This is a genomic window from Henriciella marina DSM 19595, assembly GCF_000376805.1.
Lineage (GTDB): Bacteria > Pseudomonadota > Alphaproteobacteria > Caulobacterales > Hyphomonadaceae > Henriciella > Henriciella marina.
In genome coordinates, this window is the sequence record NZ_AQXT01000002.1 from 1,138,432 (window position 1) to 1,155,960 (window position 17,529).

General features: G+C 61.9%; 16 protein-coding genes. 6 read left to right on the forward strand and 10 right to left on the reverse strand.

Annotated features, from left to right (window positions below; all coding sequences use genetic code 11):
• Window positions 1–140 precede the first annotated feature (140 nt).
• Complete coding sequence (locus F550_RS0105650; RefSeq protein WP_018147557.1) at window positions 141–395, reverse strand: hypothetical protein; 255 nt, start codon at window positions 393–395, stop codon at window positions 141–143.
• Between the two features lie 177 nt (window positions 396–572).
• On the opposite strand from F550_RS0105650, the gene F550_RS0105655 reads away from it, so the two are divergent.
• From F550_RS0105655 to F550_RS0105670, 4 genes are all read left to right on the forward strand, one after another.
• Complete coding sequence (locus tag F550_RS0105655) at window positions 573–2,513, forward strand: methylmalonyl-CoA mutase family protein (RefSeq protein WP_018147558.1); 1,941 nt, start codon at window positions 573–575, stop codon at window positions 2,511–2,513.
• The gene (scpA, locus tag F550_RS0105660; protein WP_018147559.1) at window positions 2,510–4,666 is read left to right on the forward strand and encodes a methylmalonyl-CoA mutase; all 2,157 of its coding nucleotides are present in this window, start codon (window positions 2,510–2,512) and stop codon (window positions 4,664–4,666) included. Before F550_RS0105655 ends, scpA begins: the two co-directional genes overlap by 4 nt.
• 22 nt (window positions 4,667–4,688) lie before the next feature.
• Entirely contained in the window at window positions 4,689–5,699 is a 1,011-nt protein-coding gene (locus tag F550_RS0105665) for an endonuclease/exonuclease/phosphatase family protein (RefSeq protein WP_156807832.1), read from the forward strand.
• Between the two features lie 64 nt (window positions 5,700–5,763).
• Complete coding sequence (locus F550_RS0105670; protein ID WP_018147561.1) at window positions 5,764–6,153, forward strand: metallopeptidase family protein; 390 nt, start codon at window positions 5,764–5,766, stop codon at window positions 6,151–6,153.
• A gap of 20 nt (window positions 6,154–6,173) precedes the next feature.
• Here the strand turns inward: F550_RS0105670 and F550_RS0105675 are convergent, their stop codons facing one another.
• Window positions 6,174–6,875: a hypothetical protein gene (locus tag F550_RS0105675; protein ID WP_018147562.1), complete on the reverse strand. Its 702-nt coding sequence runs from the start codon at window positions 6,873–6,875 to the stop codon at window positions 6,174–6,176.
• A 191-nt stretch (window positions 6,876–7,066) separates the two neighbouring features.
• On the opposite strand from F550_RS0105675, the gene F550_RS0105680 reads away from it, so the two are divergent.
• Together F550_RS0105680 and F550_RS0105685 are read left to right on the forward strand one after the other, a co-directional pair.
• A complete protein-coding gene (locus F550_RS0105680) occupies window positions 7,067–8,500 on the forward strand; it encodes an amidase (protein ID WP_018147563.1) in 1,434 nt (477 codons plus the stop codon).
• A 6-nt stretch (window positions 8,501–8,506) separates the two neighbouring features.
• A complete protein-coding gene (locus F550_RS0105685; protein ID WP_018147564.1) occupies window positions 8,507–8,902 on the forward strand; it encodes a GFA family protein in 396 nt (131 codons plus the stop codon).
• Here the strand turns inward: F550_RS0105685 and F550_RS0105690 are convergent.
• Genes F550_RS0105690 through F550_RS0105725 form a run of 8 tightly spaced genes read right to left on the reverse strand, consistent with a single transcriptional unit; the run spans window position 8,899 to window position 17,450 of the window.
• On the reverse strand, window positions 8,899–9,429 hold the full coding sequence (locus F550_RS0105690) for a periplasmic heavy metal sensor (RefSeq protein ID WP_018147565.1): 531 nt from the start codon (window positions 9,427–9,429) through the stop codon (window positions 8,899–8,901). The genes F550_RS0105685 and F550_RS0105690 overlap by 4 nt on opposite strands.
• The gene (locus tag F550_RS18445) at window positions 9,422–9,904 is read right to left on the reverse strand and encodes a hypothetical protein (protein WP_018147566.1); all 483 of its coding nucleotides are present in this window, start codon (window positions 9,902–9,904) and stop codon (window positions 9,422–9,424) included. Before F550_RS18445 ends, F550_RS0105690 begins: the two co-directional genes overlap by 8 nt.
• Window positions 9,901–10,518 carry a sigma-70 family RNA polymerase sigma factor gene (locus F550_RS0105700; protein WP_018147567.1) on the reverse strand — a complete coding sequence of 206 codons (618 nt, stop codon included), beginning with the start codon at window positions 10,516–10,518 and terminating at the stop codon, window positions 9,901–9,903. Before F550_RS0105700 ends, F550_RS18445 begins: the two co-directional genes overlap by 4 nt.
• Window positions 10,519–10,524: 6 nt before the next feature.
• On the reverse strand, window positions 10,525–11,028 hold the full coding sequence (locus tag F550_RS16990) for an EF-hand domain-containing protein (protein ID WP_018147568.1): 504 nt from the start codon (window positions 11,026–11,028) through the stop codon (window positions 10,525–10,527).
• A 53-nt stretch (window positions 11,029–11,081) separates the two neighbouring features.
• Window positions 11,082–13,808, reverse strand: coding sequence for a bifunctional [glutamine synthetase] adenylyltransferase/[glutamine synthetase]-adenylyl-L-tyrosine phosphorylase (locus F550_RS16995; RefSeq protein WP_018147569.1), 2,727 nt, complete (start codon window positions 13,806–13,808; stop codon window positions 11,082–11,084).
• Between the two features lie 9 nt (window positions 13,809–13,817).
• Window positions 13,818–15,221 carry a sensor histidine kinase gene (locus F550_RS0105715; RefSeq protein ID WP_018147570.1) on the reverse strand — a complete coding sequence of 468 codons (1,404 nt, stop codon included), beginning with the start codon at window positions 15,219–15,221 and terminating at the stop codon, window positions 13,818–13,820.
• Window positions 15,218–15,892: a winged helix-turn-helix domain-containing protein gene (locus tag F550_RS0105720; protein ID WP_018147571.1), complete on the reverse strand. Its 675-nt coding sequence runs from the start codon at window positions 15,890–15,892 to the stop codon at window positions 15,218–15,220. The genes F550_RS0105715 and F550_RS0105720 overlap by 4 nt, the downstream gene beginning before the upstream one ends.
• Before the next feature lie 22 nt (window positions 15,893–15,914).
• A complete protein-coding gene (locus tag F550_RS0105725) occupies window positions 15,915–17,450 on the reverse strand; it encodes a Do family serine endopeptidase (protein WP_018147572.1) in 1,536 nt (511 codons plus the stop codon).
• Window positions 17,451–17,529: the final 79 nt, after the last annotated feature.

Sequence of the window (17,529 nt, forward strand, 5' to 3'; positions counted from 1 at the left end):
GGCGGGTCGGCCGAGACCAGTGCTTTTCACCAAACACCGTCCAGACACCGCCCAGACACCCTCCAGGCACCCTGAAAACTGTGGGACAACCGCCAGAATTTCCTACACCCGGCCCGCACATTTTCCGACCGGATAGACAGTCAGCTTTCCGCCAGCCGCGACCGCATCAGATCCAGCCACGCGGCCTGGCGGTGGATCAAGCTGATCATGTCATTGGGGTCTCCCTCGGCGATCAGCTCATCGAGCCAGATACGGGTCACCTTTGACTGGCTGTCGATCCAGTCCAGAAGCCGTTTCGGCGCGCCCTGACCCTCGCCGCCGCTTTGACTTTCGCGGGCGCGCTGACCAGCGCTCGATTGCGCGAGATGTGCGCCTCCACCTTCGAGATTATACATGAACCGACTCCCTAGTTGCGAATGTTTCTCATTTGCACATACGTCGTGGGAGGAGTCAAATGGGGGAACCACCTACCGAAAGCAGCGCCATTACAGCGCTGCCGCGATGGAAACACTTGACCTTCAAGGCGGCGCGAACCCTATACAGCTAAGCACTGAAATGAGTACGGTTAGGTTATGGCAGACGGGTTTCTGAAACTGAGCGGCGCCTTCGATGAGGCGAATGAGGCTGACTGGCTGGAGGCGGTCTCCAAGGCCCTGAAGGGCGGCGGAATAGAGCGCTTGCAGCGCACCACCGATGATGGCCTGACGATCCAGCCACTCTATCGTGAAAATGATTTTGCGAGCGCCACTGATCCGCGCGGCGTGCCAGGCGAAGCGCCCTATCTGCGCGGCGCGAGCGCAGAGCCAGACGCTTTCCTGCCCTGGGACATCCGCCAGAGCTTTGGCCATCCGGACCCGGACGTCACGAATTCCGAGATCCTGAGAGACCTCGAACGCGGCGTCTCATCAGTAGAGCTCGCCATCGATTGTACCGGCAAGGAGGGCGTGGCCATCTATGATGCAGACACGCTATCCACGGCTCTGGCAGGCGTTCGCGCCGATATCGCAACGATCGCTGTTGATCATCGGGGGCTTGGCTCGGGCACATCCATTGCCGGCTTGCTGGCCCTCTGGGGCGAACAGCACGGCGATGCCGAAAAGCTCCGCTTCGCATTCAATATCGACCCGATCGGTCTTCTGACACGCAAGGGCGAGATAGAAGGCGGCATCGACGCCGCGTTCGTGCGCACAGCTGAGCTCTCGCGCCTGCTCTGCCTTCGCTACCCAAAATCGACCACGCTGCGCACCGATGCGCGCCCGGTCCATGAGGCTGGCGGCTCCGAAGCCCAGGAGCTGGGCGTCCTTATCGCCCATGCCGTCGACACGATGCGCAGGCTCGACGCGGCTGGCTTTGATATCAACGCCTTCCCCTCGCAGACCGTCTTTACGCTGGCCGCGAGTGGCAATTACGGCCTCGAAATCGCCAAGCTGCGCGCCGCCCGCCGCCTCTGGGCCCGCGTTCAGGACGCGATGGACCTCGAGATTGAGCCGATGACACTCCAGTCGGTCAGCTCTGCCCGGATGCTGACGCGCTACGACCCGTGGGTGAACATGCTGCGCAACACGGCCGCCTGTTTTGCAGGCGCCGTCGGCGGCGCTGATATCGTCACGGTGCGCGCCTTCAACGAAGCGCTCGGCGTGCCTGAAGAGCTTGGCCGGCGCACGGCCCGCAATACGCAGGTCATCGCCATGGAAGAGTCCGGCCTTGGCCGGATTGCCGACCCCGCTGGCGGGGCCTGGTTTGAGGAAACCCTCGCCGATGATCTCGCAGAAGCCGCCTGGGCGGTCTTCCAGGCCATCGAAGCCGAGGGCGGGCTCGTCCAGAGCCTCATCGACGGCAAGCTGCAAGCGCGTATCGCTGAAACGCGGGATGCCCGCTTCGCCGCGATCGCAAAGCGCAAACGGCCCCTGACCGGTGTCAGCGAGTTCCCCCTGCTCGACGCTGAAGAGGCCCCTGTGGCCGAAATCAAATTCGAGAGCAGTGCAACATCTGTATCTGCTGAAGGCCTTCACAGCTTCCTGAAAGACCTGCCAGACAAGTCAGGTCCAGCCACCAAGGCCGCGCCGCTGGAGCCGATCCGGCTGGCACGCGACTTCGAGACGCTGCGCGACCGCGCCGACGCCCACGCCGACCGGACAGGCAAGCGCCCGCAGATCTTCATTGCAACGCTAGGCCCCCTTGCCGAACACAATGCCCGGGTCGATTTTGCCCGCAACCTCTTTGCCTCTGGCGGGGTCGAAGGCGTCGACGCAAACAAATTGCCGGAAACATCAGAGGTTCTGGCCGATGCCTTCAAGGCCTCAGGCTGCCGGATCGCCGTCATCTGCGGCGCCGACAAGCGTTATGAGGACGAAGCGGAAGCCGCCGCCAAGGCGCTGAAAGATGCTGGCGCGCAACGTGTCTACCTGGCTGGCAAGTTCGAAGCGCCCGGCATCGACAACAACATCTTCATGGGCTGCGATGCGGTAGACATGCTGCAACTGGCCCAAGCCGAACTGGGAGTCGCGAAATGACAACCTTCCCCGATTTCACCAAGATCGACCTTGCCACGCCCGACGCCAAGGCGCCGTCAAAGCCGCACGCGCGCACGCTGGAAACGCCGGAAGGTATCGACCTCGCCAAGGCCTACAGCGCCGCCGACACCAAGGGGCTCGACTTCCTTGATGACTATCCAGGTCTCGCGCCATTTGGCCGTGGGCCCTACCCGACCATGTATACCCAGCGGCCATGGACCGTTCGCCAGTATGCTGGCTTCTCGACCGCAGAAGACTCCAACGCTTTCTATCGCCGCAACCTCGCGGCGGGCCAGAAAGGCCTCTCGGTCGCCTTCGACCTTGCCACCCACCGCGGCTATGATTCCGATCATGTCCGCGTTTCGGGCGATGTCGGTATGGCCGGTGTGGCGATCGACAGCATCTATGACATGCGCACGCTCTTTTCGGGCATTCCGCTCGACCAGATGTCGGTGTCGATGACGATGAATGGCGCGGTCCTGCCAATTCTGGCGCTTTATATCGCCGCCGCCCAGGAACAGGGCGTGTCGCCGGACAAGCTGGCTGGTACGATCCAGAACGACATTCTCAAAGAGTTCATGGTGCGGAACACCTATATCTATCCGCCCAAGCCATCGATGCGCATTATTTCGGACATTTTCGCCTACACGTCTGAAAACATGCCGAAATATAACTCCATCTCCATCTCCGGCTATCACATGCAGGAAGCCGGCGCGACGGCAGACCTTGAGCTTGCCTACACGCTGGCAGACGGCATCGAGTATATCCGGGCCGGGGTCGATGCAGGCCTCGACGTGGACAAGTTTGCGCCGCGCCTCTCCTTCTTCTGGGCGATCGGCATGAACACCTTCATGGAGGTCGCCAAGATGCGCGCCGCGCGTCTGCTCTGGGCAAAGCTGGTGAAGGAAAATTTCAATCCGAAGAACCCCAAATCACTGAGCCTTCGCACCCACAGCCAGACCTCTGGCTGGTCGCTGACGGCGCAGGACGTCTACAACAATGTGATCCGCACCTGCCTTGAAGGTATCGCAGCCGTCGGCGGACAGACACAGTCCCTGCATACAAACAGCTTCGACGAAGCGCTTGCCCTGCCGACCGATTTCTCGGCGCGCATCTCGCGCAACACGCAGCTTTTCCTGCAGCAGGAAGGCGGCGCCTGCCAGACCATCGACCCATGGGGCGGCTCATATTATGTCGAGCGCCTGACCCATGACCTCGCCGCCAAGGCGCTGGAGCATATCAAGGAAGTCAAGAAACTCGGCGGTATGCGCAAGGCCATCGAAGAAGGTGTGCCGAAGCTCCGCATCGAGGAAGCGGCCGCCAATACGCAGGCGCGCATCGATAGCGGCAAACAAACTGTGGTCGGCGTCAACAAATTCCTGCTCGACACGGACGAAGACGTGCCGGTCCTGAAGGTCGACAATGCCACCGTGCGCCGCATGCAGCTCGACAAGCTGAAACGCCTGAAAGCAGACCGCGATCAGGCCGAAGTCGATGCCAAGCTGGACGCCATCGCGCTTGCGGCAGAAAACGGCAAGGGCAACCTTCTCGCGCTCGCGGTCGACGCGGCCGCCGCCAAGGCAACCGTCGGTGAAATTTCCGAAGCGGTTGAGCGCAGCCAGGGTCGTCACCAGGCCGTGATCCGCTCGATCAAGGGCGTCTATGGCGGCTCTATCGGCAAGGACGACAAGGCTGAGGAGGCACGCAACCTCGCCGAGGCGTTTGCTTCAAAGAATGGCCGCAAGCCACGGATATATATCGCAAAAATGGGTCAGGACGGCCATGATCGCGGCCAGAAAGTTGTCGCATCAGGCCTTATGGATCTTGGCTGGGATGTCGAGATCGGCCCCCTCTTCCAGACGCCGGAAGAAGCCGCCCGCGATGCTCGCGCCGCCAACGTCGACATCGTTGCCGCCTCATCGCTCGCCGCCGGGCACCTGACGCTCATTCCAGAGCTTCGCCGCGCCCTCGGCAATGAAGGCGCCGTCAGCACACAGATCATCGCAGGCGGCGTGATCCCGCCCGGAGACTATGATGCGCTGAGGGCTGCTGGCGCATCGGCGATCTTCCCGCCGGGCACGGTCATTTCGGACGCCGCGCGCGCCATGCTGGAATCGCTCGAAGACGACCCCGTCGACACGGCAGCCGAATAGGCTGCCGGGTGGGAACCGCTAAATGAGGGCATTGCTGACGTTTCTGACCGTTCTTTGGGCGGCAGCCGTTGTCATTTGCGGCGTGATCGTCATTAGCGCCTGTCTGTCCGGGCTCTTCTGGGCCTTCGATTTTGCCGGGCAGTTCCAGTTAGCAGCGCTCTGGGGCTTGATGGTTTCGGCCGCCCTTCTGGTGCTGACACTGCCGTTCAGCCGCAAGCGGTTCGTAAACCTGTTCTTCGCGAACCTCGCCGTCATCATCGCCGCGCTTGGCTGGTACTGGATCTGGCCGGATAGTACGCCCAAGGCGGGCGAGACCGCGATCACCGTCTACCAGCATAATATCTGGGGCAATCATCCAGAGCCCGAACGCACCATGCGCGGCCTCTTTGCCAGCAAGGCGGATATTGTCGCGCTGATCGAGGCTGAAGATCCCGTCATCGCAAGCTTTGACGAATCGCTGACAAAGCGCTGGCCGTATCAGGCGCACAAGCTGCTGGAGGAGCGGCGCCCACACCGGCTGAAGCTTCTATCGCGTTATGAAATCCTGGAAGCCGACATCTGGCAGCCGCGCGACTCGCCAGCCATGCTTCGCGCGCGCCTCGTTCTGCCGGAGGGCGAGGTAACGGTGCTGGTGATCCATTTCACGCGGCCCTGGCCCTTTGAAGGACCGAACGACCAGATCCGGCAGCTAGGCGGTCTGGCAAAAACGATTGAGAGCATTGACGGCCCAATCATCATGCTGGGGGATGTCAATTCAGCCGCCTGGGGCCGGATATCAGGGCCGCTCCAGCGCGAATACGGCTTCCGCCTGGTCAGCAATCCACGGGCGGGCACATGGCCGGCGCGCATGCCGATCAAGTATGATGTGCCGAGTGTGGACTGGCCGCCTGCGCTTGCGATTCCCATTGATCTCGCCTTCTGCCGCGGCGCCATGTCGTGCTCTGGCCATGAGGTCGGCGGCCATTTCGGATCCGACCATCGCTCGGCGACCTTCAAGGTCTCACTGGAACGGCCAGACTCCACCGTCCGTTGAGGTTTGGACGGACCGGATTGGCATCCCATATGGGTCGGAATTGATGTTCTGGAGCCGACCTTAGATGCTGACCACACCCGATCTCGATACCTTCCAGGACATGACCGAAGCGGCCTATGCGCGCCTGCCCGTAGCCTTCCGCAGGGCGGCCGGCCGGATCGAGATCCATGTCCGCGACTTTGCCGAACCGGAGGTGCTGGCAGAGCTCGGTATTCCCGATGCGTGGCACCTGACCGGGCTCTATCAGGGCATTCCGCTGATCCATGACAGTATCTCTTTTCCAAGCCCTGAAAGCCCCCGCATCTTTCTTTACAGAAAACCATTGCTGGCAGAGCTGAAGACGCGGCCCGACGTCACGCTGGAAGAGCTGATCGAACATGTCGTGATCCATGAGCTCGGCCATCATTTCGGTTGGTCTGACGAGGAAATGCACCAGCTTCTGGAGGAAGACTGAGCGCGCCAGTGGCCAGCCTGTCATCGCATTTTCAAAGCGGGCCGGGAGACCGGGCTGCGTGCCCGTAGCTCGCGGCCAACGAAAACCCGAATGAGCCAGAAAACCATGAGAGACAGCACCAGAAGCTCTGGCAGAGAGAGAAGACCAGTGTCGCGAATTGATTGAGGGAAGATACTGGAACCAGGCCCCGTGAAGAGCGACCCAACCGCAATGAATAGCGCCAGCGACATGCGCCAGAGGTGGCGCGCGGTACGTTGTCGGCCACGAATGCCTTTGCGCACAATAACTGAAAGGTCGCCAAGACCTGCAAGACCGGCAATCGCTGCGAAAACCAAGTAAGGTTCGGCGCTATATCCGGTCTTGAGCCCGTCCGAAGACGCCAGCGCTTCTGCCCCCCAAATGCCGCCAACAGTTGCGATGAGGACTGCCGGCACAAGGCAACCCCCTGCAACCACGCCGCCCCCCTGCCCCCAGCCCTGCATGGTCATCCAGGAGCTCAATACGAGATAGATCGTGAAAAAACCTGCCAGGAGGGTGATGAACTCTGGCTTCAGGCCCGCGAGAATTGTCCCGGCAAGCGCCGAAATGACCATCGAGACGACAAAGCCGAGACCGCTTGCCCGGTGCAGGGGGCTTCCCTTTCGCAGAGCGAGGGCCACGCCACCCGCTGCGACGGCCGCGGTCCCAGCGATGATGTGCAGCAGCATAAGAATGGTCATCATGGTGGCCTCCGGTGAGCTCTAATGGGCCGAATTACCATATTGTTTATTGTTTTTCAATATTGTTTTATCGTTTTTCAAAAAGCTTTATCTTTATTGATGCGCGCAATGCTACGTCTTGCTCTGTAAGGTCTTCCCCCCGACGCCTCCATCCGACAGAGTGGCGAGAGAACAGGTATTGGAGGGAATCGAGAGTGAAGGAACTTGGACACTGCGACGCGACTGAGCTGGCATCCATGGTACGCAAGAAAGAGGCCTCACCCAGCGAGCTTCTGGATCTCGCGCTGGAGAGCGCGCAGGGGGCACAAGGTGAGCTCAACTGCTTTTCGTCATTCTTCGAGGACGCCGCCCGCAAGCAGATCAAGGACGGTCTGCCGGACGGCCCGTTCAAGGGCGTTCCCTTTGCCGTGAAAGACCTTGGCGCGCGGCTGAAAGACCAGCCGATCACAAGCGGATCGCGCGCTTTCAAGGGCACGATTTCCGAGGTGGATGCAGAACTGGTCAAGCGCCAGCGAAACGCCGGCCTTGTGATCTTCGGGCAGACGACCAGCCCCGAATTCGGCCTCACCACCTCCACCGAAAGCGCGCTCTATGGCAAGACGCGCAATCCGTGGAATATCGAACACACGTCTGGCGGCTCGTCTGGCGGGGCGTCGGCCTGCGTCGCATCTGGCGTGATCCCGATGGCGCATGCCAGCGATGGCGGCGGGTCTATCCGTATCCCTGCCGCCTGCACCGGCCTTGTTGGCCTGAAACCTTCGCGCGGACGCGTCCCGATGGGTCCGCCTCTGTCAGAGAACTGGTTCGGGCTTTCTACCAATCACTGCGTCGCCCGCTCGGTGCGCGACAGCGCGACGCTCCTGGACGTCACGCACGGACAGGAACCGGGCGCGCGATATATCGCCCCGCCGCCTGAGCGCAGCTTTCTCTCGGCGCTGGATATCGAACCGGGTGCGCTGAAAATCGCTGTGTGGAACACCGCGCCCAATGGCGTAAAGCCCGACAAGGATGCGCAGGCAGGTCTCGATGCCACGACGAAGCTGCTCAGCGCGCTCGGCCACCATGTCGAGGAGGCCGGACCGGTCCTTGATGGCGATGCGCTTGGCAAGGGCATGATGATCATGGTCTCGTCCTTCATGGCCGCCGTTGCTGATGAGCGCGAAGCCCATTTCGGCCGTCCGATCGGCGATGAGGACTTCGAGCCGGTCGCCCTCCGCTTTATCGAGCTTGGCCGAACGATTCCGATGTCGGAACTGGTGAAAACCAATAATGCCTTCTGCGAGGCTGCCTACCAGATGGAGATGTTCATGGATGAGGGCGGCTATGATCTCATCCTGGCGCCGACCCTCTCGCGTGCGCCCGTGAAGCTTGGCGTGCTCAGCCTCGATCCACCTGATTTCGACCAGTATGGGGTTGATGTTTCAAGCTTTGCGGCCTGGTGCCCTGTCTTCAACCAGACAGGCTGGCCTGCCATTTCGCTGCCGCTGCACTGGACGCCGGAAGGCCTGCCGCTTGGCATGATGTTCGGTGCCCGCCTTGGCCGCGAGGACCTTCTCTACACGCTGGCAGGTCAGATCGAACGTGCCGCGCCATGGGCCGACAAGCGCCCGCCGGTCTGGTTCGGATAGGCTGAGATGGACGGGCTTTCAGCGCATCAGGGCGGCTGCCACTGCAAGGCGGTCCGCTTCGAAGTGGACCTGCCGCCGCATGTGGAGGTCGAGGATTGCAACTGCTCGATCTGCGCGATGAGCGGCAATGATCATATCATCGTGCCCGCGAACCGGTTTCGTCTGCTGAAGGGCGAAGACGTGCTGACCGAGTACCGGTTCAACACAGGCGCCGCGCGCCATCTCTTCTGCAGCATCTGCGGGGTGAAGAGCTTCTACGTGCCCCGGTCCAACCCGGACGGGTATGCGGTGACCTGGCGATGCCTCGATGACTGGCAGATGATGGACGCCAGCGTTACCGGCTTTGACGGCGAGAACTGGGAGGCCAACGCGGCGCGCCTCGCGCACAAGTCAAAGGCCTAGCGCGGCGGCGGCCCATCCCTGTCTTCGCGTCCACCGCGCCGTTCAGGCCGTTCAGCGCGGGCTTCTGCACGCCTTGCCTCAACCTCTTCCAGCCAGGCCACAAGCTCAGCGCGCTGCTCAGGGCTGAGCGCGGCGATCTGGTCGGAGAGCGCCGTCTGGAAGGTTTCGTTGAGCCTCGCATCTGCTGTGCGCATCGCAAGAAAGGCATTGTCCACTGCGGCCGGGTCAAATGGTGAGCTGGAGAGGGCGGCGACCAGATCGTCGCGCGCCTGCCGCTTTTCACGCCAGGATCCGCTCGCAGACCGGAAAGCGTCGCGGAACGCGTCTCGTATGCCTTCGCGTTCGTCATCCGGCACGATGGACTGGATGCCGCGTGCGATCATGTGGTCTGCGCCGCGCGGGCCGTGGCGGCGATGATCGCGCTCACCGAGCTGACCCCCAACGAGAAAGCCGATCAACAGCGCATTGGCGACCAGCGAAACGATGAGCGCAATGGAGAGGCTGGAAAGGCGTTTGCGATCACTCATTTATGGCCTCCTCAGCCAGGTATGCCTCAAACTGGTCATAGCCGAGGGCACCATAGACGACGTTTTCAGCCTCTGCCTCATAGGTCGCCGGAAGGCTGGATGCCGAGGCGGTGTAGCCAGCAAAGAGGCCCATACCGAGGCTCGCCAGCGCCGCGCTTGCCGGCCAGCGGCGGCCGTTCGGCATGAGGAGGCCTTTCAGCCGCGCCAGTCCCCCTGTCGCGCTTGACCGCTCGCGCGGGGCGTCATCGAGAATACGCGCGGCAAGCGATGGGTCAGGGTCCGGCATGGGCGCGGCTTCAAAGGCTGCGTCCAGCATATGGGCTGTCGCCAGCGCCTCAGCGAAGCGTTCCGGATGGGCGTTCATGTGCGCCTCGGCGGCGTCACGCTCATCTTCCGGCCACGCCATGGTGTGGGCGCCGTAAGCCTCTAGCAGTTCAAACACCCTGTCGTCCGTCATCTCTGTCTTCTTCATCATTGCTGTCCTTCCGCCAAGGCCTGCCGGAGCGTTCTTCGCGCCCTCGAGAGCAGACTTTCGAGCGCCTCTACGCTGACCTGCATGGCTGCGGCAGCTTCCTTGTTTCCCATCCCCTCCAAGGCGCAGAGAGTGAGGGCTTCTTTTTGTCGTTCCGGGAGCGCGTCAATCAGCGTTTCGATCTTCGCCCCCGCCTGTTTCTGATGCAGGGCCTGTTCCGGCTGCATCTCCGGTGCTTCGCGTTCAGGCAGCGTCTCCATCAGGACCGGTGCCTTCTTCTTCATCCTGTCGCGGCAGAGATTGATCGCCACGGTGCAGGCCCAGGTCGAGAACTTCGCCCGCCCTTCCCAATCCGGCAGCATCTTCCAGGCGCGAAGGAAAGTCTCCTGCGTCACGTCCTCGGCCTCCTGACGATCGCGCAACATGCGAAATGCCACACGCCAGACGACCGGCATGTGGCGATTGACCAGCGCGGACTGGGCCATCCGGTCTCCGGCAGCTGCCCGCGCGATCTGATCTCTCTCTGAAGGGTCTGACACGTTGCAAGCATAGCGGCGGCCACGCGAGTTGCGAGGGAGGAAATCGTCATATCCCGCGCTGGCCGCCGCATCGCTCATCCCGGCCTAGTTCCGGTCAGGGCCGCCGCGATGATGCCAGCCGCCCCGGCGACCGCCGCGATGACCTTTCATCTCGGCAAGCTCAGATGCCGTGATCTCACCGTTCTCGTCTGCATCAATGCGATCGAACATCGGCATGCCGCGTGTTTCGAACTCATCGACCGAGATGACGCCGTCGCCATTCTTGTCCTGGCGCGCAAACATCCGCTCCTTGCGGGTCTGCATGCGGCTGGCCCGTTCGGCCTCACGGTGGGCTTCGATCTCGGCCATGGTCAGGCCGCCATCGCCATTGGCATCAGCGGCTGCGAAACGCTCAGCCTTCATGGCTTCGATTTCAGCGGTCGTGATCGTGCCGTCAGAATTGGTGTCGAACCGTTCCATCATACGCTCACTGCGCGCTTCGCGGTGACTGGAGCGATCGCCCTCTTCATGATTGTCGGCAAAAGCGAGGCCAGCTGCGCCAAGGGTGGCGAGGCCGGTCAGGGTGGCTGCAAGTGCAAGTTTCTTCATGTCGGGTCATCCTCTGTTTTTCTGTGTTACCCGACAGGTGAGACGAGGGAGGTTCAGGAATCCGTCGCCAGAGAACCGATTTTTTTACTGCGGATGGCAGCGACTGCCTGTTTCGTCTCTTCAAAACGGTGTTCGAGCACCTGGAAGCCCGGACAGTCAGCAGCCAGCGCCAGACGGTCTTTCAGGCCCCGGGAGAACGTTTGTGAGGAGACTTCGCTGCCGACCGCGATGCGCCGCACCTGCTGCAGGGATTGCAAGAGCCGGAAGGCGTGGCCGAGCGTATCTGCTTCCTCGCTGGACAGATAACCATTGCCGGTGAGAGCCTCGATGGCATCGGCCGTCGTGGCATGCACAGCGCCCGGGTCCCCGCTCAGCAGCATGCCCTGCTGGAGCACGAATTCGAGATCAACAAGGCCGCCCTCGCTAAGTTTTATGTCCCATGTCCCGCGAGGTGGTTTTTCGCGCCAGAGCCGCTGGCGCATGTCCAATATGTCTGTCTTGCGCTCTTCGTCCGGTTTGCCGTGAACGATGGCGTCCCGCGCGATGTCGGACATCCGCTCTCCGAGTGCCTCATTTCCGGCGATAAAGCGAAGCCGGGTGAGCGCCATCAGCTCCCAAGTCCAGGCATCCTTGTGCTGGTATCGATCAAAGGCAGACAGAGAAACCGCCACAGGGCCCGAGCGCCCTGAGGGGCGAAGCCGCATGTCTGTCTCATAGAGATTGCCTTCGGCCGTTTCAGCCGAAATCGCCGTGATCAGACGCTGGGCAAAGCGTGTGAACCAGCCGCCCGCCTCAAGCGCCTGGTCCTCATCGGGCTCAAAGACGATGAGGAGATCAAGGTCAGAGCCTGCCGTCAGCTCCCGCCCGCCAAGCTTGCCGAGCGCGCCGACGACCCAGTCCCCGGGCTGGGGCCCGTATTTGCGCGCTGTTTCGATGGCGGCTGCGTCGGCCATGAGGCGCACGCATGTGTCGGCGAGGTCGCTCCAGGCAAGCGCGGCCTGCGAGGCGGGCAGACGCGAATGCAGCAGCCGGTGCCCGATCAGGAAGGCGCGCTCATTCTTCCAGCGGCGGACCTCATCCATCCGGCTTTCAAAATCATCGGCCCGGTCAAGTGTCGGCGGAAATTCCGGCGCATTCGAAGACACAAGCGTCTCCAGGAGGACCGGCCTGCGGGCCAGCGTTTCTGAAAGGCGCGGCGCGATGGCCAGCGTCGTGACGAGATCTTCCAGAAGCGCGGCTTCTGCGACCAGCATGGAAAGCGTCTGGACACCTGACCGGAGCCCTTCGAAGAACTGGGTGAAGCGGGTGAACGCGGTGTCAGGCTCTCCGGTCCGGCTCATGGCGATCAAGAGGCCAGGCAGGAGCGCCGTCAAAAGCCCCCTGCCCCGTTCCGTGCGGGTGGCAGGCGTCTTGCCGCGGTGCCAGCTCTGAATGGTGGAAATGACGCGCGAGGGGTCCGAAAAGCCCAGCGAGGAAAGCGTACTGACCGTTCCCGGATCATCATCGACCCCGGTAAAGACCAGATTACCCTCTGAGGCGGACTGGGTCTTGCGCTCTTGCTCGGCGAAGAGGTCGCTATAGTGGCGGCTGACATTTGCACGCGTCGCGTGAAGGTCGGCGTCGAATGCGGCGAGGTCATCATAGCCGCAAAGCATGGCTAGCCGCTGTCTGCGTTCTTCGTCCCTGGGGACACGGTGGGTTTGCTCATCCTGCATCATCTGGATGCGATGCTCGACTGCGCGGAGGTCCGCATAGGCAGCTGAAAGCTCCTCGGCGACCGGTTCATCGACGGCTTTGGCGGCGACCAGCGCCTGCAAGCTGTTGAGGGTCTTGCGGCCACGAAGGTATTCGTTGCGACCGCCAAGAATGATCTGCTGGGTCTGGGCGAAGAACTCGATCTCCCTGATGCCGCCGGGACCGAGCTTCACATCGGGCGCCGGGTCATTCAGGGCCGCGCCCGCCTTCGAGTTGATCATGCGTTTGACCGCCTGCACGTCGGCGATGGCCCAATAGTCCATGTGCCTGCGCCAGACGAAGGGGGTGAGCATGTCCAGAAAGGCTTCGGCGGCACCGAGATCACCGGCCACCGCGCGCGCCTTGATCCAGACCATCCGTTCCCAGTTCTGGCCGACGCTCTCATAATAGAGGCTCGCCATGCGGGTCGAGACCGCGGGCGGCGTGGAAGATGGATCGGGCCGCAGGCGCAGGTCCGTGCGGAACACATAGCCGTCCCCGGTCTGCTCTTCGAGGACGCGCATCGTTTCCTGTACAACGCGGTTCGCCTTTGTCTGCGCCTCACCAGAGCCACCATCAAAGACATCCGCATCGAAGAATGCGGCGACATCAATATCGGAAGAATAGTTGAGCTCGAACGCGCCCATCTTTCCCAGTGCGAAGATGAAAAGCCCATCGGCTTTCACGTCACGCGCGCGCAGAACGGCCCTTAAGGCGGCGTCGAGAGCGGTGTTTGCAAACTCGGTGAGGTTTTCGGTGACGGCCGTGACATCGGCGTCCCCGCTGAGGTCGCGGGCCGCTACAGCGATGTGATGCGCGAGCTTGGCCGTGCGAAGCTCTGCCATCGTCTCGTCCAGCGTTGCCGCGTCACCGGCGGCGCGGGCCTTTTCGAGCGCGTGTTCATGCAGCGCCGAAGCGCCCTCTCTTTCGAGAATGTTCAGCGCATCAGGCGATCTGCGGGCGGCGCGAGAGAGATAGGGCGCGAGGTCGGCAGCAGCCTTGAACGCGTCTATCGGCGCGGCAGCGAGGGGACGGATATCAAGCATGCCATCGTCCTAACGCTCACGTGGCAGAGAAAAAACCGTTTTCAGTCCATGAGGGGTAGGTAATTTGCTGGCCCAGAGAAGGTCGAGCTGTCCCTTGTGAAGGTCCGCGACGGAATCCACGAGCGCCAGGCCAAGACCTGATCCGCTTTGTGTGCGCGCTTCATCGAGGCGGAAGAAGCGCTCCTTTGCGCGGTCACGCATGGCTTCTGGAATGCCCGGCCCTGTATCGGACACGATGATGTCGACCTGGTCTGAGGTCCGCAGCGCCCTGAAGGTGATGGTGCCGCCTTCGGGCGTGTACTTGATGGCATTGTCGAGCAGGTTCGAGATGGCCTGGGCGAGGAGTTCGCGGTCACCCAGCACGTAGAGTTGATGCGAAATTTCGCTCTCGAATTTGAGACCTGCATCCTCGCAGGCGGGCTCATAGAGGTCGGCGATCTCCATCAGCATTTCGTGCATGTCGAAACGTACCAGCCGGCCTTCTGCGCCCGCGTCGAGGCGCGAGAGGCGCAGGATCGCGTTGAAGGTCGCGAGCACACTGTCGACCTCTTCTACCGTCTGGACGAGCGTTTCGCGGGCGGTCTCTTCCGACATGTCGTCAATCAGCGCAGTTTCGAGGCGGTTGCGAAGCCGTGACAGCGGCGAGCGCAGATCGTGCGCGATGGAATCGCCGGTATGGCGGCTGGACGCCATCAGGCGTTCGAGCTTTTCCAGCATGGTATTTACATGGGTCGCCAGCCGGTCGAATTCATCGCCCGACCCCTGTACAGGCGCGCGCACGGAGAGGTCACCGGCGACGATGGCCTCTGTCGTGCGGGTCAGTTGTTCAGCCCGGCGGGCCGCATAGCGCGAGATGAAGATACCGCCCATGAGGGCAAGCAGGACACCGATGGGCGCTGCGGTGGTGATGGCCTGCGTAATGCGGCGAACGATACGGCCACGTTCACCCGTTTCGATCGCGACGAGAAGCACATTGCCATTGGGAAGGCGGACGATACGGCCTTCAGCTTCGGTAAGCGTCGGGTCGCCGCCTGGCCGGGGCACTTCGATGGTCAGGCTGACATTGCTGACCTCGCCCACCGTGTCGGGCGGGGAGACAGGCAGGTTGGGAAAGTCGCCGATAAGCCGTTCACCATCAGGTGTTTCCAGCTGATAGCGAAACGGCGCGCCGGGGACGAGCGCGCGCTCGATGAGGGATTGCTCAAGCCGCTCCAGCCCGCCTGTATAGAAGGCAAGCTCAAGCGCGCCCATCTCAGCTTCCAGGCGCTGGTCAGCCTCTGCACGCAGAGAGCCGACCGTCGCCTGGAAGAGGTAAGACAGGAGTAGAAAGGAAAAGAGGCCGAAGAGGACCGAATAGACGAGTGCCAGCCGGAACGTGGTCGTCCGAACGAAAGCAAAACGGCCCGATTTCATCCTTGCAGGCAGTACCCTGCGCCGCGCACGGTCTGCAACAGCTGCTCATCGAAATCCTTGTCGATCTTAGCCCGAAGGCGCGAGACATGGACGTCGATCACATTGGTCTGGGGGTCGAAGTGATAATCCCAGACCTTTTCAAGCAACATGGTGCGCGTGACGACCTGGCCGGCATGACGCATCAGGAACTCCAGCAGGCGAAACTCGCGAGGCTGGAGATCGATTTTCTGTTCGCCGCGCCAGACCTTGCGGGCCAGCAGATCCATTTCCAGGTCGGCAACCTTGAGCCTGGTGACAGGCGGTTCGCCGTTGACCTGACGGCGACCGAGCGCTTCGACGCGCGCGGCCAGTTCCTGAGGGGCAAACGGCTTGGCGAGATAATCGTCGGCGCCGACTTTCAGACCTTCGACGCGGTTGTCGACGTCGGAAAGCGCAGAGAGGAAGAGGGCCGGCGTCTGCCCGCCCCCATTCCGGTATTCCTCGACGAGTTTGAGGCCATCCTTACCAGGAAGCATCCGGTCGACGACGAGAGCATCGAACTCGCCCTCGCGTGCCTTTGTCAGCCCGTCAGTCCCATTCTCTGCCAGCTCGACCTCGTGGCCGGCTTCTGACAGCACCTTGTTGATGAAATTCGCGTGCTCGCGATCATCCTCGATGACTAGAACTCGCATGACCCGGATCTCCTCTATGAGCTCAGTCCGACTCTGTGTCGCTGATGTCCGCAGTAACGAACAGGGTCCGCTGACCGTTCCGCACGGCGAGGAGCAGCTTGTCGCGGCCCTTCTCCTTCATGTCGGAGATGGCACCCTCAAGATCCGAAACGGACCTCAGAGGCGTCCCGGCTGCACTGAGGATCGCCATACCGGCGCGGATGTCATAGTCGGCAAGCGGGCTGTCGCTGTCGACGTCGGCAATCATGAGACCGGCCTCGTTATCATTCAGACCCAGCGTGTCGCGGTCGGCCTCGGTGAAGGGACGCAGCGCCAGACCAAGTGGGCCGTCCTTGGCATTGCTGTCCTCTTTATCGGCTGAAACGCCGGCCTGAGATTGCGGAAGCGCATTCGGGTTCTCGGGACGTTCGCCGACTTTCACACCGACAGTCTCACGCTCACCGCCGCGCAGGACAACGAAGGTGTTGTCCGAGCCTGCAAGCAGGGCGCCGACGAGACGCGTCACCGACGTCGCATCGGTTGTGTCTGTGCCATTGACGGAAAGGATGATGTCGCCGCGCTGGAGACCGCCGGACTCTGCCGGGCTGTCGGGGCTGACATCGGCGATGATCGCGCCGCGTGCCTCTTCGAGACCCTGCGCATCCGCCATATCCTCGGTGACGTCCTGAATGGTCACGCCGAGCCAGCCACGCGATACGCGGCCATCTTTGATCAGGGCATCTGTGACGGTCACAGCGAGTTCGGCAGGGATGGCAAAACCGATGCCGACCGAGCCGCCAGTTGGTGAGAAGATGGCTGTGTTCACGCCAACGACGCGGCCCTGCAGGTCAAAGGTCGGCCCGCCGGAATTGCCCCGGTTGATGGCCGCGTCGATCTGCAGGAAGTCGGTGTAGGGATTATTGCCGCCAAGCTCACGCCCGTCAGCTGACAGGATGCCAGCAGTCGCGGTACCGCCAAGGCCGAACGGGTTGCCCAGCGCAACGACCCAGTCGCCGCGGCGAAGCTGTGTATCGGTCTCGAACTCAACGAAGGGATAGGTGCCCTCTTCGGTGACCTTGATAACGGCGAGGTCTGTCTGCGCGTCGGTGCCGATCAGCTCTGCCTTGAGCTCGCGCCCGTCTTCGAGAACAACCTCGATTTCGGTGGCGTCCTGAACGACGTGGTTATTTGTAACGATGTAGCCTTCTTCGGAAATGAAGAAGCCGGATCCGAGCGAGCGGGCCTCCTGGGTCTGGGGCTCATCATCATTGCCCTCTTCCTGGCGCTCACGCATATAGTCGTCAAAGCCCGGAAGGCCCCGGAAGCGTTCGAAGAACTCTTCCATATTCCCCATGCCGCCAACTTCGCGCTCAGACACGACGTTCACACTGACGACTGCTGGGCTGACGTCCTCGATCAGGTCTGCAAAGCTGATCGGCGCGCCACTTGGCTGCTGGATCGAGATTGGCTGTTTCGCATCGGCCTGCTGCAAAGTCGGGGCGTAAAAGAAAGTCCCTGCTACGCCAGCGCCAAAGACTGCGGCAACCAGTGCCTGTTTCGAGATTGCAATCGCTTTCATGTTTCGCTCATTCTCCTCAGAATTCGTGTCTTTAATAGTGTGGGCAAAGCTTAATATGTGCCAGTCCTTAGACTGATTA